General features: G+C 64.6%; 17 protein-coding genes, 1 pseudogene and 1 riboswitch. Of the genes and pseudogenes, 13 read left to right on the top strand and 5 right to left on the bottom strand.

Features of this window, described 5'->3' with window-relative positions; translation table 11 throughout:
- Nucleotides 1-83 precede the first annotated feature (83 nt).
- Nucleotides 84-755, top strand: coding sequence for a flagellar basal body L-ring protein FlgH (locus tag AC07WT_RS19350; RefSeq protein WP_494948142.1), 672 nt, complete (start codon nucleotides 84-86; stop codon nucleotides 753-755).
- 51 nt (nucleotides 756-806) lie between these two features.
- Here the strand turns inward: AC07WT_RS19350 and AC07WT_RS19345 are convergent, their stop codons facing one another.
- The 5 genes and pseudogenes from AC07WT_RS19345 to AC07WT_RS19325 form a co-directional block, all read right to left on the bottom strand.
- Nucleotides 807-1,547 (bottom strand): response regulator, encoded by a 741-nt coding sequence (locus AC07WT_RS19345; protein WP_492592182.1) that lies wholly within the window; start codon nucleotides 1,545-1,547, stop codon nucleotides 807-809.
- Nucleotides 1,548-1,687: 140 nt separating this feature from the next.
- Nucleotides 1,688-2,329: a hypothetical protein gene (locus tag AC07WT_RS19340; protein ID WP_492592266.1), complete on the bottom strand. Its 642-nt coding sequence runs from the start codon at nucleotides 2,327-2,329 to the stop codon at nucleotides 1,688-1,690.
- A 59-nt stretch (nucleotides 2,330-2,388) separates the two neighbouring features.
- Complete coding sequence (locus AC07WT_RS19335) at nucleotides 2,389-2,850, bottom strand: hypothetical protein (protein ID WP_494948141.1); 462 nt, start codon at nucleotides 2,848-2,850, stop codon at nucleotides 2,389-2,391.
- Between the two features lie 182 nt (nucleotides 2,851-3,032).
- Nucleotides 3,033-3,212: pseudogene (locus tag AC07WT_RS19330) on the bottom strand (SDR family NAD(P)-dependent oxidoreductase); the annotation flags it as partial.
- Entirely contained in the window at nucleotides 3,209-4,960 is a 1,752-nt protein-coding gene (locus AC07WT_RS19325; RefSeq protein WP_492592184.1) for an ABC transporter ATP-binding protein/permease, read from the bottom strand. The pseudogene AC07WT_RS19330 and the gene AC07WT_RS19325, both read right to left, overlap by 4 nt.
- 466 nt (nucleotides 4,961-5,426) lie before the next feature.
- A riboswitch (TPP riboswitch) is annotated at nucleotides 5,427-5,551 on the top strand.
- 223 nt (nucleotides 5,552-5,774) lie between these two features.
- On the opposite strand from AC07WT_RS19325, the gene AC07WT_RS19320 reads away from it, so the two are divergent.
- The 12 genes from AC07WT_RS19320 to AC07WT_RS19265 all read left to right on the top strand — a co-directional run bounded on the left by AC07WT_RS19320 (nucleotide 5,775) and on the right by AC07WT_RS19265 (nucleotide 15,524).
- Nucleotides 5,775-6,905: an FAD-dependent oxidoreductase gene (locus tag AC07WT_RS19320; RefSeq protein ID WP_494948140.1), complete on the top strand. Its 1,131-nt coding sequence runs from the start codon at nucleotides 5,775-5,777 to the stop codon at nucleotides 6,903-6,905.
- 69 nt (nucleotides 6,906-6,974) lie between these two features.
- Entirely contained in the window at nucleotides 6,975-7,172 is a 198-nt protein-coding gene (thiS, locus tag AC07WT_RS19315) for a sulfur carrier protein ThiS (protein WP_492592186.1), read from the top strand.
- 37 nt (nucleotides 7,173-7,209) lie between these two features.
- Entirely contained in the window at nucleotides 7,210-8,025 is an 816-nt protein-coding gene (locus AC07WT_RS19310) for a thiazole synthase (RefSeq protein WP_492592187.1), read from the top strand.
- Nucleotides 8,022-9,125 (top strand): thiamine phosphate synthase, encoded by a 1,104-nt coding sequence (thiE, locus tag AC07WT_RS19305; protein WP_494948139.1) that lies wholly within the window; start codon nucleotides 8,022-8,024, stop codon nucleotides 9,123-9,125. Before AC07WT_RS19310 ends, thiE begins: the two co-directional genes overlap by 4 nt.
- 94 nt (nucleotides 9,126-9,219) lie before the next feature.
- A complete protein-coding gene (locus tag AC07WT_RS19300; RefSeq protein WP_494948138.1) occupies nucleotides 9,220-10,041 on the top strand; it encodes an ABC transporter ATP-binding protein in 822 nt (273 codons plus the stop codon).
- Complete coding sequence (mlaE, locus tag AC07WT_RS19295; RefSeq protein WP_492592190.1) at nucleotides 10,038-10,805, top strand: lipid asymmetry maintenance ABC transporter permease subunit MlaE; 768 nt, start codon at nucleotides 10,038-10,040, stop codon at nucleotides 10,803-10,805. The genes AC07WT_RS19300 and mlaE overlap by 4 nt, the downstream gene beginning before the upstream one ends.
- A gap of 91 nt (nucleotides 10,806-10,896) precedes the next feature.
- Nucleotides 10,897-11,451: an outer membrane lipid asymmetry maintenance protein MlaD gene (mlaD, locus tag AC07WT_RS19290; RefSeq protein WP_494948137.1), complete on the top strand. Its 555-nt coding sequence runs from the start codon at nucleotides 10,897-10,899 to the stop codon at nucleotides 11,449-11,451.
- A 14-nt stretch (nucleotides 11,452-11,465) separates the two neighbouring features.
- Nucleotides 11,466-12,485, top strand: coding sequence for an MlaA family lipoprotein (locus AC07WT_RS19285; RefSeq protein ID WP_494948136.1), 1,020 nt, complete (start codon nucleotides 11,466-11,468; stop codon nucleotides 12,483-12,485).
- 113 nt (nucleotides 12,486-12,598) lie between these two features.
- Nucleotides 12,599-13,231 carry an MlaC/ttg2D family ABC transporter substrate-binding protein gene (locus AC07WT_RS19280; RefSeq protein ID WP_492592193.1) on the top strand — a complete coding sequence of 211 codons (633 nt, stop codon included), beginning with the start codon at nucleotides 12,599-12,601 and terminating at the stop codon, nucleotides 13,229-13,231.
- Nucleotides 13,228-13,530 (top strand): STAS domain-containing protein, encoded by a 303-nt coding sequence (locus AC07WT_RS19275; protein WP_492592194.1) that lies wholly within the window; start codon nucleotides 13,228-13,230, stop codon nucleotides 13,528-13,530. The genes AC07WT_RS19280 and AC07WT_RS19275 overlap by 4 nt, the downstream gene beginning before the upstream one ends.
- A 300-nt stretch (nucleotides 13,531-13,830) precedes the next feature.
- Entirely contained in the window at nucleotides 13,831-14,763 is a 933-nt protein-coding gene (locus AC07WT_RS19270) for an ABC transporter ATP-binding protein (RefSeq protein WP_492592195.1), read from the top strand.
- Nucleotides 14,760-15,524: an ABC transporter permease gene (locus tag AC07WT_RS19265; protein ID WP_494948135.1), complete on the top strand. Its 765-nt coding sequence runs from the start codon at nucleotides 14,760-14,762 to the stop codon at nucleotides 15,522-15,524. The genes AC07WT_RS19270 and AC07WT_RS19265 overlap by 4 nt, the downstream gene beginning before the upstream one ends.
- Nucleotides 15,525-15,532 lie beyond the last annotated feature (8 nt).

The raw sequence follows: 15,532 nt of genomic DNA, 5'->3' as shown, positions 1-15,532 counted from the left end.
GTGACCGCGCCTGTGACCATTCCGGCACGCTGGCCGCAAGGTCCGCTTTTTTTCATTCCGGCCGATCCGGCCAAGGAGCACGCATGACTGCGCTACGTCTCACTGTCGCGCTAGGCGCGGCGGCCTGCCTCGCGGCTTGCGCCAGCAGCAGCCAGAACTCGATCGTCGACACGCCGATGTTGCCGCCGCTCGCGTCGGCGCCGCTGAACGTCAACACGCAGGGCGCGATCTATCAGGCGGGCACGCCGCTGCTGCTCTATGAAACGCCGCGCGCGCAGCATATCGGCGACGTGCTGACGATTCGCCTCGCGGAATCGTATCGCGGCAACAATAGCTCGACCGCGGCGGCGAGCCGATCGAGCAGCATTACCGCCGACGCCGCCGATCATTCGAGCAACGCCGCCGCGCGGCTCGCGAAACTCTTCAATGTCGGCTCGGCCAACACCGACTTCAAAGGGCAGGGCAGTCTCACCGATGTCAGCGGCATGACCGGCACATTGGCGGTCACCGTGATCGGCACCATGTCTACCGGCAATCTGGTGGTGTCGGGCGAGAAGGTCATCTCGATGAGCGGCAACCGCGACCGCTTGCGCCTGTCCGGCATCGTCAATCCGAAGGATATCGAAGCGGGCAATTATGTCGCTTCGGGCAAGGTCGCGAACGCGCGCATCGAACAGGCCGGCGTGGGGATGGTGTCCGACGCAACGACGATGGGTTGGCTGCAGCGCATGTTCCTGAGCGTGCTGACGTTCTAGCGCCGACGCCTCGAATGCGAGGCGTACTTCGTTTCACGCTCAAACGCTACGCTAAGCGAGCGGCGGCGCGCTGCGTTCCGCCGCGCCGATTTCGCCGTCCGGCACGAATACATAGCCACGTCCCCACACGGTTTGCACATAGCGCGGCTCGGACGGATCGACTTCGATCAGCCGCCGCAAACGCCAGATCGACACGTCCAGGCTGCGATTGCGATGCAGCTCGCTATTGCCGTGCAGTTTCTCGAGCAACTGCGCGCGCGTCAGCACGGTCATCGCATGCGTGACGAACACCTTGAGCATGGCGAATTCGCTGGAACGCAGCGTGATGCGTTCGCCGTCGCGGCGCAACTCGCGCGCCGGGAAATTCACCTCGAAGCGGCCGAAGCGATACGGCGCACGATGCTCCGGCGCGCTCGGCGCAATCGCGCCGCGGCGGCGCAGCACCGTGCGGATCCGCGCGACCAGCTCGCTCGGCTCGAACGGCTTGCCGAGATAGTCGTCGGCGCCGAGTTCGAGGCCGATCACGCGGTCGATCACATCGGCGCGCGCGGTCAGCAGAATCACGGGAATATCGTCGCCGGCGACGCGCAGCGCGCGCAGCGCACTGATGCCGTCGAGCTCCGGCATCATGATGTCGAGCACGACCAGCGCCGGACGGTCGTCCTGCAATTTACGCTGCAGCGCCATACCGTGTTCGAGCACGGAAACCTTGAAACCGCGCCCTTGCAGATATCCGCTGACGAGCTCGCGTACGACGGGGTCGTCGTCGACGACCAGAATGGATTGGTTCATCCGGATCATCTTAGTGATCCGGGCGAGCGGCGCAAAGCGCGCAACGCTTTCGAATCCTTTCCCGTGTAAGAGAAAGCAAGCGGGCTGCTCAGCTTGCTTGCTCAGTTCACCTGCTCAGCTTATCTGCTCAGCTTACCTGCTCAATTCACCTGGGAAGTTTGAATGGTCTGCATCGGTTGCGGACTGAACGCGGTCTGATCGACCACCATCCGCTCGATCAAACCGTTGAGCTTGGTCGACGCGCTGGAGAAGCGATCGGTGTTGAGGCCGCCGGTCTGATAACGCGCGGTGACCAGAATGCGGCCGTGCTGGATCAGCGTCAGATCGATGATCGACAGGTACTGAATCGACTCGTCGCTGAACGAGCGGCGGCCGTAGTCGATCGCGGCGTTATAGACGAGCCGCGCTTCGCAGCCGGCCGGCGAGGTGCCCGGATTGTAGACGTCCGAACGAATGCCGCGCCGCTCGAGCGCGAGTTGCAGCGCCGGCACGAAATCGCCGACCGATACCGCCTGATTCACTTCGATGCAGACGTTATGCACTGACGCCGGCTGCCCGTTGACGAAGGTCGGCGACGAATAGTTCGCCGCGATCGCGTAGCCTGCCTGAATCACCGAACCGGTGGCATCGGCCGCCGAGATCAGCGTCCACGCGCAACCGTTCAGGCCGAAGGCGAGCAGGGCGGCGGCGGCAAGCCGGGCGCCAGGCCGCCGCAACATGGCCCATCCAGCCAGTGGGGCAGGCGTTGAAGCGAAAGCGCGCAAGCTCGGCGTGAAGGTCATGGCGCGGGGCGTCTCGCAACGGTGAACAAGGCGGCGGACAACGGCGATCGAACTCACGCTCAGCGCGTGACGCGCAGGCGCAATTCGTTTTGCCCTTGCACGCTGGCAGTGACGTTGACGCGCCGCTCGGCGGTGGTCACGATGAAATGCTGCCGCGTCGGCGTGTTGGCGTCGTGCACGACGTTCGGAAAGCAGGCGGCGATATCGGCGCCGAATTCTTCGAGCGGATCGTTGACGACGCCGTCGGCCTGCCAATGCGCGCGCCAGTGGCAATCGTACGAGTGGCTGTTCGCGCGGCAGTCGTCTGCGTTCGACAGCCACGGCAATTGCGCGGCGGGCTGCGTGTGCAATTGCTTGAAGTCGGGTGCGTCGACGATGTGTTTGAGCGCCGGGCAAACGTCTGCCGGCTCGCTCGGCTGGGAGGCTTGCGCAGCGTAAGCGGCGCTGGAGAGCAGCAGTGCTGCGCCGGGAGCGAGCGCGAGGCGCAGGATCAGAGGATGGGCGCGGCGATCGAATGACATGTGCGGGGAGTCCGGTAGCAGTGAATGGCGTGGCGGGCTGGACGTGGTTCGGCCCGCACGACAATCGTCGCTGCTACAGGGCATTTTCAAAGCGGGGAACAGCTCGCCCGCTTCGTAAATGCTTTCTAACTCTTCTCGCGTGTTTCCGGATCTTGCGGCGGGTTGCTTTGCGACATGCGATGGCCGCGCGCGTGGCCCGCGTTGGCGACCTGGGCGAGCCGTTGGCGCGCTTCGTTGTCGGCGCCGCGTGCATGCAGCATCAACGCCGTGCGCCGCGCGGCAATGCGTCGGGCCAGTGCCGCACCGATGCCCGAGCCGGCTCCGGTGATCAGCACGACGCGTTCGAATTCAGCGCCGCTCATGCCGCGACGGGTTCGTCAGAACGCTCGACGTCGAGCGTTTCCCCGTGGTAGGCCGCCAGCGATTCGCGATGCGCGACGCTGACGATCGCGGCCTTCGGCAGCCGCTCGGTGAACAGGTGATAAAGACGCGCTTCGTTTTCTGCGTCGAGCGCACTGGTCGCTTCGTCGAGGAACAGGTAGTCGGGCTTGTGCAGCAGCACGCGCGCAGCGGCCAAACGTTGTTGCTCGCCCGGCGACAGAATCCGCGTCCAGTGTCCCGATTCCTGCAAGCGGTCTGCGTACTCCGACAGATGACAGACGCGCAGCGCTTCACGGCATTCGTCGTCGGTATAGGTATCGGCAGGGGACGGGTAGGTGAGCGCCGCTTTCAGCGTGCCGATCGGCATGTAGCTGACTTGCGGGATGAACATCATGCGCGCGTTGACCGGCGCGTCGATCGAGCCGTCGCCGAACGGCCAGAGGCCCGCGAGCGCGCGCATCAGCGTGCTCTTGCCCGAGCCGGACGGACCGCGCACCAGCCAGCGCGAGCCCGGCTGAATCGCGATATCGCGAATGCGCGACAGCGGGTTGCCGTTCGGCAGCGCGAGTTTGAGGCCGTCGGTGGAGAGCTTGTCGTCGTCGACGAAATGCAGGTTGATGCCGCCATGCGCGGTAGCCGGCGACACTGATTCCTTCAGGCGCGGCGCGTGCACGACGCGCTTGAATTCACGCAACCGGTTCACGGTAGCGCGCCATTCGACCAGGGTGCCGTAACTGTTGATGAACCACGAAAACGAATCGCTGACGGTGCCAAATGCGCTCGAAATCTGCATCAGCACGCCGAACGTGAAGGCTCCCGCGAAGTAGCGCGGCGCGGCGACCACCAACGGAAAGATGATCGCGATCTGGCCATAGAAGCTCAGCACGAAGGTGAGCCGCTTGGTGTACTTCATCACCTGCCACCAGTTGCCGCGGATGCGGCCGAACAGCGTGTTCGCGTTCGTCTTCTCGGTTTCCATGCCGTTGTAGAAAGCGATCTGCTCGGCGTTTTCACGCAGACGGATCAGGCCGAAGCGGAAATCCGCCTCGACCTTCTGCGCCTGGTAATTGATCGACACGAGCGGATGGCCGACCTTCTGGATAATCAGCGAACCGGCCACCGCGTAGAGCGCCGCGGCCCACACCATGTAGCCCGGAATCTGAATCGGCATGCCGCCGAGCGAGACGGTCAGCGCGCCGGCCAGCGACCACAGGATCGTGATGAACGACACCAGCGTGACGACGGTGGACAGCAGATCGAGCGTCAGCGTCAGCGTGCTGGTGGCGAACGATTGCAGGTCGTCGCTGATCCGCTGGTCGGGGTTGTCGGCAAGACGGTCGCGTTCGATCCGGTAGAAGGCGCTGTCATGCAGCCATTCGTTCAGATAGCGCGTGGTCAGCCACTGGCGCCAGCGGAAGCCGAGCATCTGGCGCAGATAGCGGCCGTACACCGCGAGGATGATGAAGCCGAACGCGAGCCCCGAGAACACCATCAGCAGGTGCGGGAAATCGTGCACGTTCTTGGTTTGCAGCGCGTTGTAGAAGTCGGCGCTCCAGCGATTCAGGCGCACGTTGATCCACACGACGAGCAGATTCATCACGATGATCGCGACGAGCAGCCCCCACGCCGTTTTTCGTTCTTCGGAGACCCAGTAAGGCTTGATCAGGCTCCAGGCGGAGACTTTTTCGTCCGGCGGCAGCGCGGGGCTGGCAGAGGTATTCATTGTCATGAGCATCCTGATGGTAGTGCTGGCCCATTGCGGGCTGGCCCATCTCAGGCCGGCCCATGTGGAGCGGACCCGTATCGGGCTGACCCACGGCGGGTTTGCGGTGCATGCCCGGGCGTCGTGCTCGACGAACGCACGCCCGGGTGAGCGTTCGATTCTGGCTCGACCCCCTTAAGCGGAAATTAATTTCCGCCTTGGGGAGCCGCCTCGATGCCGCCTTCGCGCGGCCGACCAGGCAACTGATTGAGCTGCCATCTGAGCGGCCGACAGCGGCTGGCTGACCGCCTGACTGAGCGGTCTGCCAGGGCGTGCCGCCGACGCCAGGCTCCTGCGGCATCCGATCCCGGCATTGTGCCAGAGCGGCGTGTGCGGTCGTATTGATGAATCGATAGATGGTGCCGAATCAACCGCGGGCGATCGCACGTCCCGCTGGTTTGCGGGCGCTGAGCCTTTTATGGTCTAATGACCTTCGACGAAACAGGGGTGCTTCGCGCACGAGTTGCATGGATGTCCATGCAGCGGCGGCGAGGCTGAGAGAGACCCTTTGCACCCGATCCGGGTAATACCGGCGCGGGAAGTTTCCGGAAGCAGCCAGTCTTCCATTCCCCGCCGGGCGGCGTCCGTCATTGAGACGCGCGTGTTGTCCGGCCGGCCTTACCCGCCGGTTTCGTCCTGGGTACGTGCGCTTGTTGCCGTACGGAAAGGACTCGATGACCGCCTATTCTTCAGACATGAGTTTTGCTCTTCGCCACGCGAGCGTTTGCGTGCCGTTCTGCTTTAGCCTTGCTTGCCGTCGCTGTAATCGGGAGCGCGCACGATGAGCCGTCCTGCACAACCCGACTTCGCGGTACTCGGCGGCGGCCTGTGCGGGCGCCTCGTTGCGTGGCGCCTGGCCGGTGAGGGGCATCGCGTGGCGCTCTATGAGCGTGGCGACGCCACCGGTTCGCAGGCCGCCGCGTGGGTCGCCGCTGCGATGCTCGCGCCGCTTGCCGAGGCCGCCAGCGCCGAGTCGCTGATTACGCGGCTGGGCGCGAGTTCGCTCGAAACCTGGCCGCGCGTGCTGGCCGAGTTGCCCGAACCAGTTTTTTTCCAGCGCAACGGCACGCTGGTCGTATGGCATCACGCCGACCGCACCGAAGCGCCGTTGTTCGAACGCCGGGTGCGCGCGAATGCGCCCGCCGAGCTGCTCGACGGCGGCTTCGTGACGCTCGCCGGCGCACAGGTCGGCGCCGCTGAACCGGCGTTGGCGGGCCGCTTCAATCAGGGCTGGCTGCTGCCGCGCGAGGGGCAGCTGGATAACCGTCAGGTGTTATCCGCGTTGGCAGCGGGCCTCGCCGGGCGCGGCGTCGAAACGCACTGGAACACGCCCGTCGACGATCATGCGCTGCCGCCCGCGCGCGTCACGATCGATTGCCGCGGTCTTGGCGCGAAGGCGGTTCTGCCCACATTGCGCGGCATTCGCGGTGAAGTCGCGCGCGTGCATGCGCCCGGTATCAACCTGACGCGCCCGGTGCGCCTGCTGCATCCGCGCTATCCGCTCTATATCGCGCCGAAGCAGGACGATCTCTACGTGATCGGCGCGACCGAGGTGGAAGGCGAGGACATGTCGCCGGTCAGCGTGCGCTCGGCGCTCGAACTGCTGAGCGCGGCATTTTCCGTGCATCCCGGCTTCGGCGAGGCACGCATCCTCGAACTGAATTCGCAGTGCCGCCCGACTTTGCCGGACCACCGTCCGGCCTTGCTGTGGGACGGCGCGCAGACCTTGCGCGTGAACGGCCTGTACCGGCACGGCTACATGATCGTGCCCGAAGTCGCCGACGAAGCGGTGCGCTTCGCCGCGGCGCTGCTCGACGGCCGCATCGGCGATGCCGACGCCTTCGCCGACTGGCAACGCGCGGCGCGCTGGAGCGAGCTGTTTCAACTGGATTCCACGCGGGAGCCAGCATGAGCGTTGCGCGTTTTCTTGCACGCGCACGCGAGACCGCTGCCGCCATCGATTGAACCGTAATCGCACACCATGGACATTCATATCAACCAGAAGCCGTTGTCGCTGCCCGAAGGCGCGACCGTCGCCGATGCGCTCGCCGCGTACGGCGCGCGTCCGCCGTTCGCGGTCGCGCTGAACGGCGATTTCGTCGCGCGCACCCAGCATGTGGCGCGCGCGCTGCAGCCCGGCGACAAGCTCGATGTCGTGCAACCCGTGGCAGGCGGCTGAGCGCCGCCGCGCATGGCCGGAGACAAGGATTATGCAAATGACCTCCCCCCAGTCCGCCGACGCGCTCACGCTGTACGGCGAAACCTTCGCGAGCCGCGTGCTGCTCGGCACCTCGCGCTATCCGTCGCTGCAATCGCTGTCCGATTCGATCGACGCCGCGCACCCCGGCATGGTGACCGTCGCGCTGCGCCGGCAGATGAACGAGGGCGGCGCCGAAGCCGGCTTCTTCGATCTGCTCAAGCGCCACGGCGTGCCGCTGCTGCCGAATACGGCCGGCTGCCTGACCGTCGGCGAGGCGGTGACGACTGCGCACATGGCGCGCGAAATTTTCGAAACCGAGTGGATCAAGCTCGAACTGATCGGCGACGACTACACGTTGCAGCCCGATCCGGTCGGCCTGATCGAAGCGGCCGCGCAGCTCGTCAAGGACGGCTTCAAGGTCTTGCCGTATTGCACCGAGGATCTGGTGATCGGCCGCCGTCTGCTGGATGCGGGCTGCGAAGCGCTGATGCCGTGGGGCGCGCCGATCGGCACCGGCAAGGGCGTGATCAACCCGTACGGCCTGCGCGTGCTGCGCGAGCGGCTGCCGGATGTGCCGCTGATCGTCGACGCGGGGCTCGGCGTGCCGTCGCATGCCGCGCAGGTGATGGAGTGGGGTTTCGACGGTGTGCTGCTGAATACGGCGGTATCGCAGGCAACGCATCCTGACGCGATGGCGCGCGCCTTCGCACTGGGCGTCGAAGCGGGCCGCCAGGCCTTTCTGGCAGGGCCGATGGCCGAGCGCGAAAGCGCGCACGCGAGCACGCCGGTGGTCGGCATGCCGTTCTGGCATCAAGACGGGAGCGCCGCATGACGCAGACTTTGGCTTTGCAAGACCGCGACCTCTTCTGGCCGCCCGCCGACGAACTCACCGAAGCCGCCGAGCGCATCCGCGCCCGTCTGGGCGACTGGCCGCCGACGCATGCGCCGTGGCGCATCTGCCTGACCGCGCCGGACGAGCCGAACGGCGGCGATCTGATCATCGTCGCTGACGCGCAGCAGCATGGCGAACAGGTGGCGCGCTGGCTGGTGCAGGGGGCGGGCGTGATCGAAGCCGCCGAGAACCGCGCGACGCTGCATCTGGGCGGCGAGAAATACCGGCTGGAGGGCCATCTGGCGGAAGACTGGATCGCCGCGCTGGCCACGTTCCTGGACTGCGGTTTCGATCCGCACGACGCGCTGGTGCTGGCTCTGGCCTGGCGCGACGGCGACGAAACCCGCGCCGACGACGCCTTTCCGGCCGACCTCGCGCGCTTTCCGCGTATCGCCGGTTTGCCGGACGCGCCGGCGCAAGCCTTCGCGCGCTGCCCGGACCGGCTGGGTCTGTATCCGGTGCTGCCGACCGCGGAATGGGTCGAACGGGTAATGGGCTTCGGCGTGAAAACCGTTCAGCTGCGCCGCAAATCGGCCGAACCCGCCGATGAGCTGAAGCGCGAAATCGCCCGTTGCGTCGCCGTCGGCCGCGAGCACGGCGCCCAGGTTTTCATCAACGATCACTGGCAAGCCGCGCTGGAAGCGGGCGCCTATGGCGTCCACCTTGGCCAGGAAGACGTGCATACGGCTGATCTCGAGGCGCTGGCCTCCGCAGGCGTCCGGCTCGGTTTGTCCACTCACGGTTTCTACGAGATTCTGACCGCGCTGCATTTCCGGCCAAGCTATATTGCACTGGGCGCGGTGTTCCCCACCACCACCAAGGTCATGCCCACCGCGCCGCAGGGCCTGCGGCGCCTCGCGCGTTACGTGCGGCTGCTCGACGGCGTCGTGCCACTGGTGGCAATCGGCGGAATCGATCTGCAAGTGCTGCCGGACGTGCTGGCAACCGGCGTGGGCTGCGCAGCGGTGGTGCGGGCGGTGACGGAAGCGGCGGATCCCGCTGCCGCCGTTTCTGCGCTGCAACACGCGTTTACGCAATAATCGTCAACTTGAGTAAAGGGACAGGGCACCTCACGGCAGCTTTTGCATGATGGCCCTATAATTCGGCCTTCCGTGTAAAAGGACTGTCAGTTTCGTGTCTTCCTCTCCCGAGACCTTACTCGAGCTGCGCGACGTCGACTTCGGCTATGGCGACCGGCTCGTCCTGTCGAACCTGAATCTGCGCTTCAAGCGCGGCCAGGTGGTCGCGGTCATGGGCGGCTCGGGTTGCGGCAAGACCACGGTGCTGCGCCTGATCGGCGGTCTGGTGCGCGCCCAGCGCGGCCAGGTGCTGTTTCACGGCCAGGACGTCGGCCAGCAAACGCGGGAAGGTCTCTACGCGCTGCGCCGCAAGATGGGCATGCTGTTCCAGTTCGGCGCGCTGTTTACCGACATGTCGGTGTTCGGCAACGTTGCTTTCGCGCTGCGTGAGCATACCGAGATCCCCGAAGAACTGATCCGCGACCTCGTGTTGATGAAGCTCAACGCAGTAGGCTTGCGCGGCGCGCGCGATCTGCTGCCGTCGGAGATTTCCGGCGGTATGGCGCGGCGCGTGGCGTTGGCTCGCGCGATTGCCCTCGATCCCGAACTGATGATGTACGACGAGCCGTTCGCCGGCCTCGATCCGATCTCGCTCGGCATCACCGCGAATCTGATTCGCACGCTGAATCAGGCACTTGGCGCAACGTCGATCCTGGTCACGCACGACGTGCCCGAGTCGTTTGCGATCGCCGATTACGTGTATTTCCTCGCCAACGGCGGCGTTCTCGCCGAAGGCTCGCCGGCTGAACTGCGTGCGTCGACCGATCCTACGGTGCGCCAGTTCATCGACGGCGCGCCGGACGGCCCGTTCAAATTCCACTATCCCAGCCAGACGCCGCTCGCGGCGGATTTCGGCATCGGCGGAGGCCAGTCATGATCAGCTCACTCGGCCGCTCGGTGCTCGACGGGCTGGGAACGGCCGGCTACGCCACGCGCTTTTTCTTCCGGCTGGTGCTCGAGTTTTTCCCCTTGCTGCGGCGTCCGCGCCTTGTCACAAAGCAGATCCACTTCGTCGGCAATTATTCGCTGGTGATCATCGCGGTGTCGGGCCTGTTCGTCGGCTTCGTGCTCGGCTTGCAGGGCTATTACACGCTGAACCGCTACGGCTCCGAACAGGCGCTCGGGCTGCTGGTCGCGCTGTCGCTGGTGCGCGAACTCGGGCCGGTGGTGACCGCGCTGCTGTTCGCGGGACGCGCCGGCACGTCGCTCACCGCCGAGATCGGCTTGATGAAGGCGGGCGAGCAGCTCACCGCGATGGAAATGATGGCGGTGGACCCGGTCAAGGTCGTGGTCGCACCGCGCATGTGGGCGGGCATTATTTCAATGCCGGTTCTGGCCGCGATTTTCAGCGCGGTCGGCGTGCTGGGCGGTTATGTGGTGGGCGTGCTGCTGATCGGCGTCGATGCCGGCGCGTTCTGGTCGCAGATGCAAGGCGGCGTCGATGTCTGGCGCGACGTCGGCGCCGGGGTCGTCAAGAGCGTGGTGTTCGGCCTCGCGGTGACGTTCGTGGCGCTGTTTCAAGGCTACGAAGCCAAGCCGACGCCGGAAGGCGTGTCGCGTGCCACGACCAAGACTGTCGTGTACGCGTCGCTTGCGGTACTCGGCCTCGATTTTCTGCTAACTGCATTGATGTTCAGTTAAGACTGCGTCGTACGTTCGCCGTCGGCGGGCGCGTCACTGGTTGCGCGCGGCGGGAGTGCGGGTGGCGTAGCGGATTCACTTTGGGATGACGATGAAAAAGACTGTTCTCGACTTCTGGGTCGGCCTGTTTGTGGTGTTGGGTTTCGTGGCGTTGCTGTTTCTCGCGCTGAAGGCCGGCAACATGAGCTCGTTGTCGTTTCAGGCAACGTACCCGGTCAAGCTCAAGTTCGACAATATCGGCGGGCTGAAGGCGCGCGCGCCGGTGAAAAGCGCGGGCGTGACGGTTGGCCGGGTGGCGTCGATCGGCTTTGACAGCAATGCGTATCAGGCCCTCGTCACGATCGATGTCGACAAGCAATATCAGTTTCCGAAAGATACGTCGGCGAAGATCCTGACGTCGGGACTGCTCGGCGAGCAATACATCGGGCTCGAACCCGGCGGCGACAGCGAGATGCTCAAAGCGGGCGACACGATCTCCATGACGCAATCGGCGATCGTGCTGGAAAACCTGATCGGACAGTTTTTGTACAGCAAGGCGGCAGATTCGGGCGCGTCCAAATCCGGCGCATCCACTGCTGCACCTGCCGCAGCGCCGGCGGCTCCGGCACCGACCCTGCCCGCCGCCTCCGGTGCGGCCGGTCAATAAGGAGAACAAGAAGAATGCAGACCCTACGCAGCAAAGGCGTGCGCGCCTTCCAGGTCGCGACGCTGGCGGTGGCGGCCGCCACGCTCGCCGGCTGCACGACCGTGCAGACGCCGACCAAGGGCGACCCGCTGGAAGGCTTGAACCGCACGATCTTCACCGTCAACGACAAGCTCGACCAGTACGCGCTGAAGCCGGTCGCGAAGGGCTACGTGTTTATCACGCCGCAGCCGGTGCGCGACAGCGTCACCAACTTCTTCTCGAACATCGGCGACGTCTACATCGCGGCCAACAACCTGCTGCAATTGAAGATCACCGATGGCGTCGAAGACATCATGCGGATCGTGATCAACACGGTGTTCGGTGTCGGCGGCCTGTTCGACGTGGCGACGCTCGCCAAGCTGCCCAAGCACGACAACGACCTCGGTCTGACGCTCGGCCACTACGGCGTGCCGGCGGGGCCATACCTCGTGCTGCCGCTGTTCGGGCCGAGCACGGTGCGCGACGCGGTCGGCTCGATCGGCAATTATTATGTGAACCCGCTCAGCTACATCGATCCGCCGGGTTTGAGCTGGGCGCTGTATGGCCTGAACGTGATCAATACGCGCGCGAACCTGCTCAACGCGGGCGAGGTGCTGGAAGGCGCCGCGCTCGACAAGTACTCGTTCGTGCGTAACGCGTATCTGCAACGCCGTCAGTATTTGCTGTTGGACGGCAAGCAATCGCAGGCGCTGCCGAACTACGGCGATGAAGCGGCGCTGCCGAAGTATGAAGACGTCGACGGCGGCGCGGCTGCGGCCCCGGCCGGCGCAGCGAAGGCGGCGTCCGGCCCGGCCGCGGCCACGGCGCCGCAAGCGGCTTCGGCAGCCGGTGCGGCCACGGGCGCAACCGGTAATGCGGCCGCGCCGGAAGCCGCGTCCGGCACTGCGGAAACGCCGCCGCTCGATTTGAACGGCGGCCCGGAAACAACGCAGATTCCGGCCGGCCAACTGGTCCCGCCGACGCGTTTCACCTTTCCGTCATTCAAATTGCGTTAATTGGCAGCCGTAACACCTCGATACGACTCTCGCAGTTTGCGCATGGATTGTTGCTGAACTCGCGTGTTAATGTCGGTTCAAACGGTTGCACTATTTTTAAGGCAAGGCTCGAAATGAAAAAATTCTTCCTGATTCCGTTCTTCGTTGCGTTGTTCTCGTTCGGAAGTGCCGGTGCATCGGCACAAACCGTCGACTCGAATTCGCCCGATACGCTGGTCAAGACCGTCACCCAGCAGGTGATCGATGCGATACACGCCGACAAATCGATCCAGCAAGGCGACATTACGCACATCACGCACCTCGTCAACGAAAAGATCCTGCCGTACACCGACTTCCGCCGCACCACACAACTGGCGATGGGCCGCAACTGGCGCACCGCTACGCCGGAGCAGCAGAACGCCGTGGTCGAGCAGTTCAAGATGCTGCTGATCCGTACGTACTCGGGCGCGCTGGCACAAGTGCGCGACCAGCAGATCCAGTACAAGCCGTTCCGCATGAACCCGGACGACACCGATACGGTGGTGCGCTCGGTGGTGATGAACAACGGCTCGCCGATCGAACTCGACTACCGTCTGTACAAGACGCCGAACGGCTGGCGCGTGTATGACATCAACGTGCTCGGCGCGTGGCTGATCCAGGCGTATCAGCAACAGTTCAACGAGCAGATCCAGCAGAAGGGCGTGGACGGACTGATCCAGTTCCTCACGCAGCGCAATCAGCAACTGGCCGCGGGCAAGCAGTCGTGAGCGAGGTGCTGAGCCCCGTCGCCAACTGTTTCGACAGCGGCGCGACGCTGACCCACGCGAGCGCGCCCGCTGCGCTCGCGGCGGGTTTGCAGCGGATCGCGGCTGGCGCGAACGGTGTCGATTGCGCGCCGCTCGCGCAGTTCGATTCGTCCGCGCTGGCTGTCCTGCTCGCATGGCAGCGTGCCGCTCAGGCACGTGGCGCCAGGTTCGAGATCGTCAATCTGCCGGCTGGTCTCGCCAGCCTCGCGCAAGCCTACGGCGTCGATACCCTGCTGTGTCGACCGGAGTTAGCGCTTTAGCGCTTACTCCGGTCCCATGCAACGCTGTCGACCGGAGTTAGCGCTTTAGCGCTTACTCTGGTCCCATGCAAGATGGTTGCTGCCGGCGCGACGTTGACGCTGCATTAACGCCGCGTTGACTCCTCATTGGCACGTCAATAGCGTCACTCCCAATGCCCCGGGCTGAGCCGGGGCTGTCGATTTTTGCCCTATAATCAAACGTTTTTCGGGGCATATAACCGGCCCCAATTTCGTTCCTTCCAGCCCTTTGCGCCCCCGTCAGGGCTCCTTTAGGCGCCGCGATGCACGCGGCCCACAGTCATGTCAGCCATAGAAATTCGTAACGTCAAGAAGCGCTACAAGGACTTGCAGGCGCTCAAGGGCGTCAGCCTCACGGTGGAAGAAGGCGAGTTTTTCGGACTGCTCGGTCCGAACGGCGCGGGCAAAACGACGCTCATCAGCATCCTCGCCGGTCTTGCGCGCGCCGACGAAGGCAGCATCGCGGTGCGCGGCCACGACGTCGTCGACGATTTTCGCCTGGCGCGCCGCGCGCTCGGCGTGGTGCCGCAGGAGCTCGTGTTCGATCCGTTCTTCACCGTGCGGGAAACCTTGCGCATTCAGTCCGGCTATTACGGGCTGCGCAACAACGACGCGTGGATCGACGAGATCATGGCCAATCTCGACCTCACCGAAAAAGCCGACGCCAACATGCGCGCGCTGTCGGGCGGCATGAAGCGCCGCGTGCTGGTCGCGCAGGCGCTGGTGCACCGGCCGCCGGTGATCGTGCTCGACGAGCCGACCGCGGGCGTCGACGTCGAATTGCGTCAAACGCTGTGGAAATTCATCTCGCGCCTGAATCGCGAAGGTCACACGATCGTGCTGACCACGCACTATCTGGAAGAGGCTGAATCGCTGTGCGACCGTATCGCGATGCTGCGGCGCGGCGAAGTGGTCGCGCTCGAGCGCACCAGCGCGCTGCTGCAACGCTTTGCCGGCATGCAGCTGTTCGTGCGCTTCGCGCAAGGCGTGCTGCCCGCCGAGCTGCGCCCGCTCGAAGTGGAGAGCGGCGCGGGCAACGGCAATGGCCGCCAGCATCTGCTGCGTCTGGCGAGCTACGACGACGTCGAGCGGATTCTCGCGCAGTGCCGCGCGGCGGGCTGTACATTCGAGGAAATCGAGGTCCGCAAGGCCGACCTCGAAGATGTGTTCGTTCAGGTGATGAACGGTCCGGAAGTGATCGAGGGGCTTGCATGAGCGGCTATAGTGGATTCGGCACGCTGTTTTACAAGGAAATCCTGCGTTTCTGGAAGGTGTCGTTCCAGACCGTACTGGCGCCGATCATCACGGCGCTGCTGTATCTGACGATTTTCGGCCACGCGCTGCGCGATCATGTGCATGTCTATCCGGGCGTCGAATACACGAGCTTCCTGATTCCGGGCCTCGTGATGATGAGCGTGTTGCAGAATGCGTTTGCGAATAGCTCGTCGTCGCTGATCCAGTCGAAGATCACCGGCAATCTCGTGTTCGTGCTGCTGCCGCCGCTGTCGCACTACGAGATGTTCGGCGCGTATGTGCTGGCGGCCGTCGCGCGCGGTTTGGCGGTGGGCTTCGGCGTGTTCATCGTGACGATCTGGTTCGTGCCGGTCAGCTTCAGCGCGCCGCTCTACATCATTCTGTTCGCGATTTTCGGCGCGGCGATCCTCGGCACACTCGGGTTGATCGCCGGCATCTGGGCCGAAAAGTTCGACCAGCTCGCCGCGTTTCAAAACTTTCTGATCATGCCGCTCACGTTCCTTTCGGGCGTGTTCTACTCCACGCATACGCTGCCGCCGGTGTGGCGCGAAGTGTCGCGGCTCAATCCCTTTTTCTACATGATCGACGGCTTTCGCTACGGTTTCTTCGGGATGTCGGATGTCGATCCGCTCTCGAGCCTCGCGATCGTTGCCGGTTTCTTCGTGGTGCTGGCTGTGATCGCGATGCGCATGCTCGCGTCCGGCTACAAACTGCGCCACTGATCAGGAGC

The sequence above is a fragment of the Paraburkholderia sp. GW821-FHT02A12 genome, from assembly GCF_059422005.1.
Note: the sequence above shows the minus strand (reverse complement) of the source record. Positions and strands in the feature narration are given on the sequence as shown.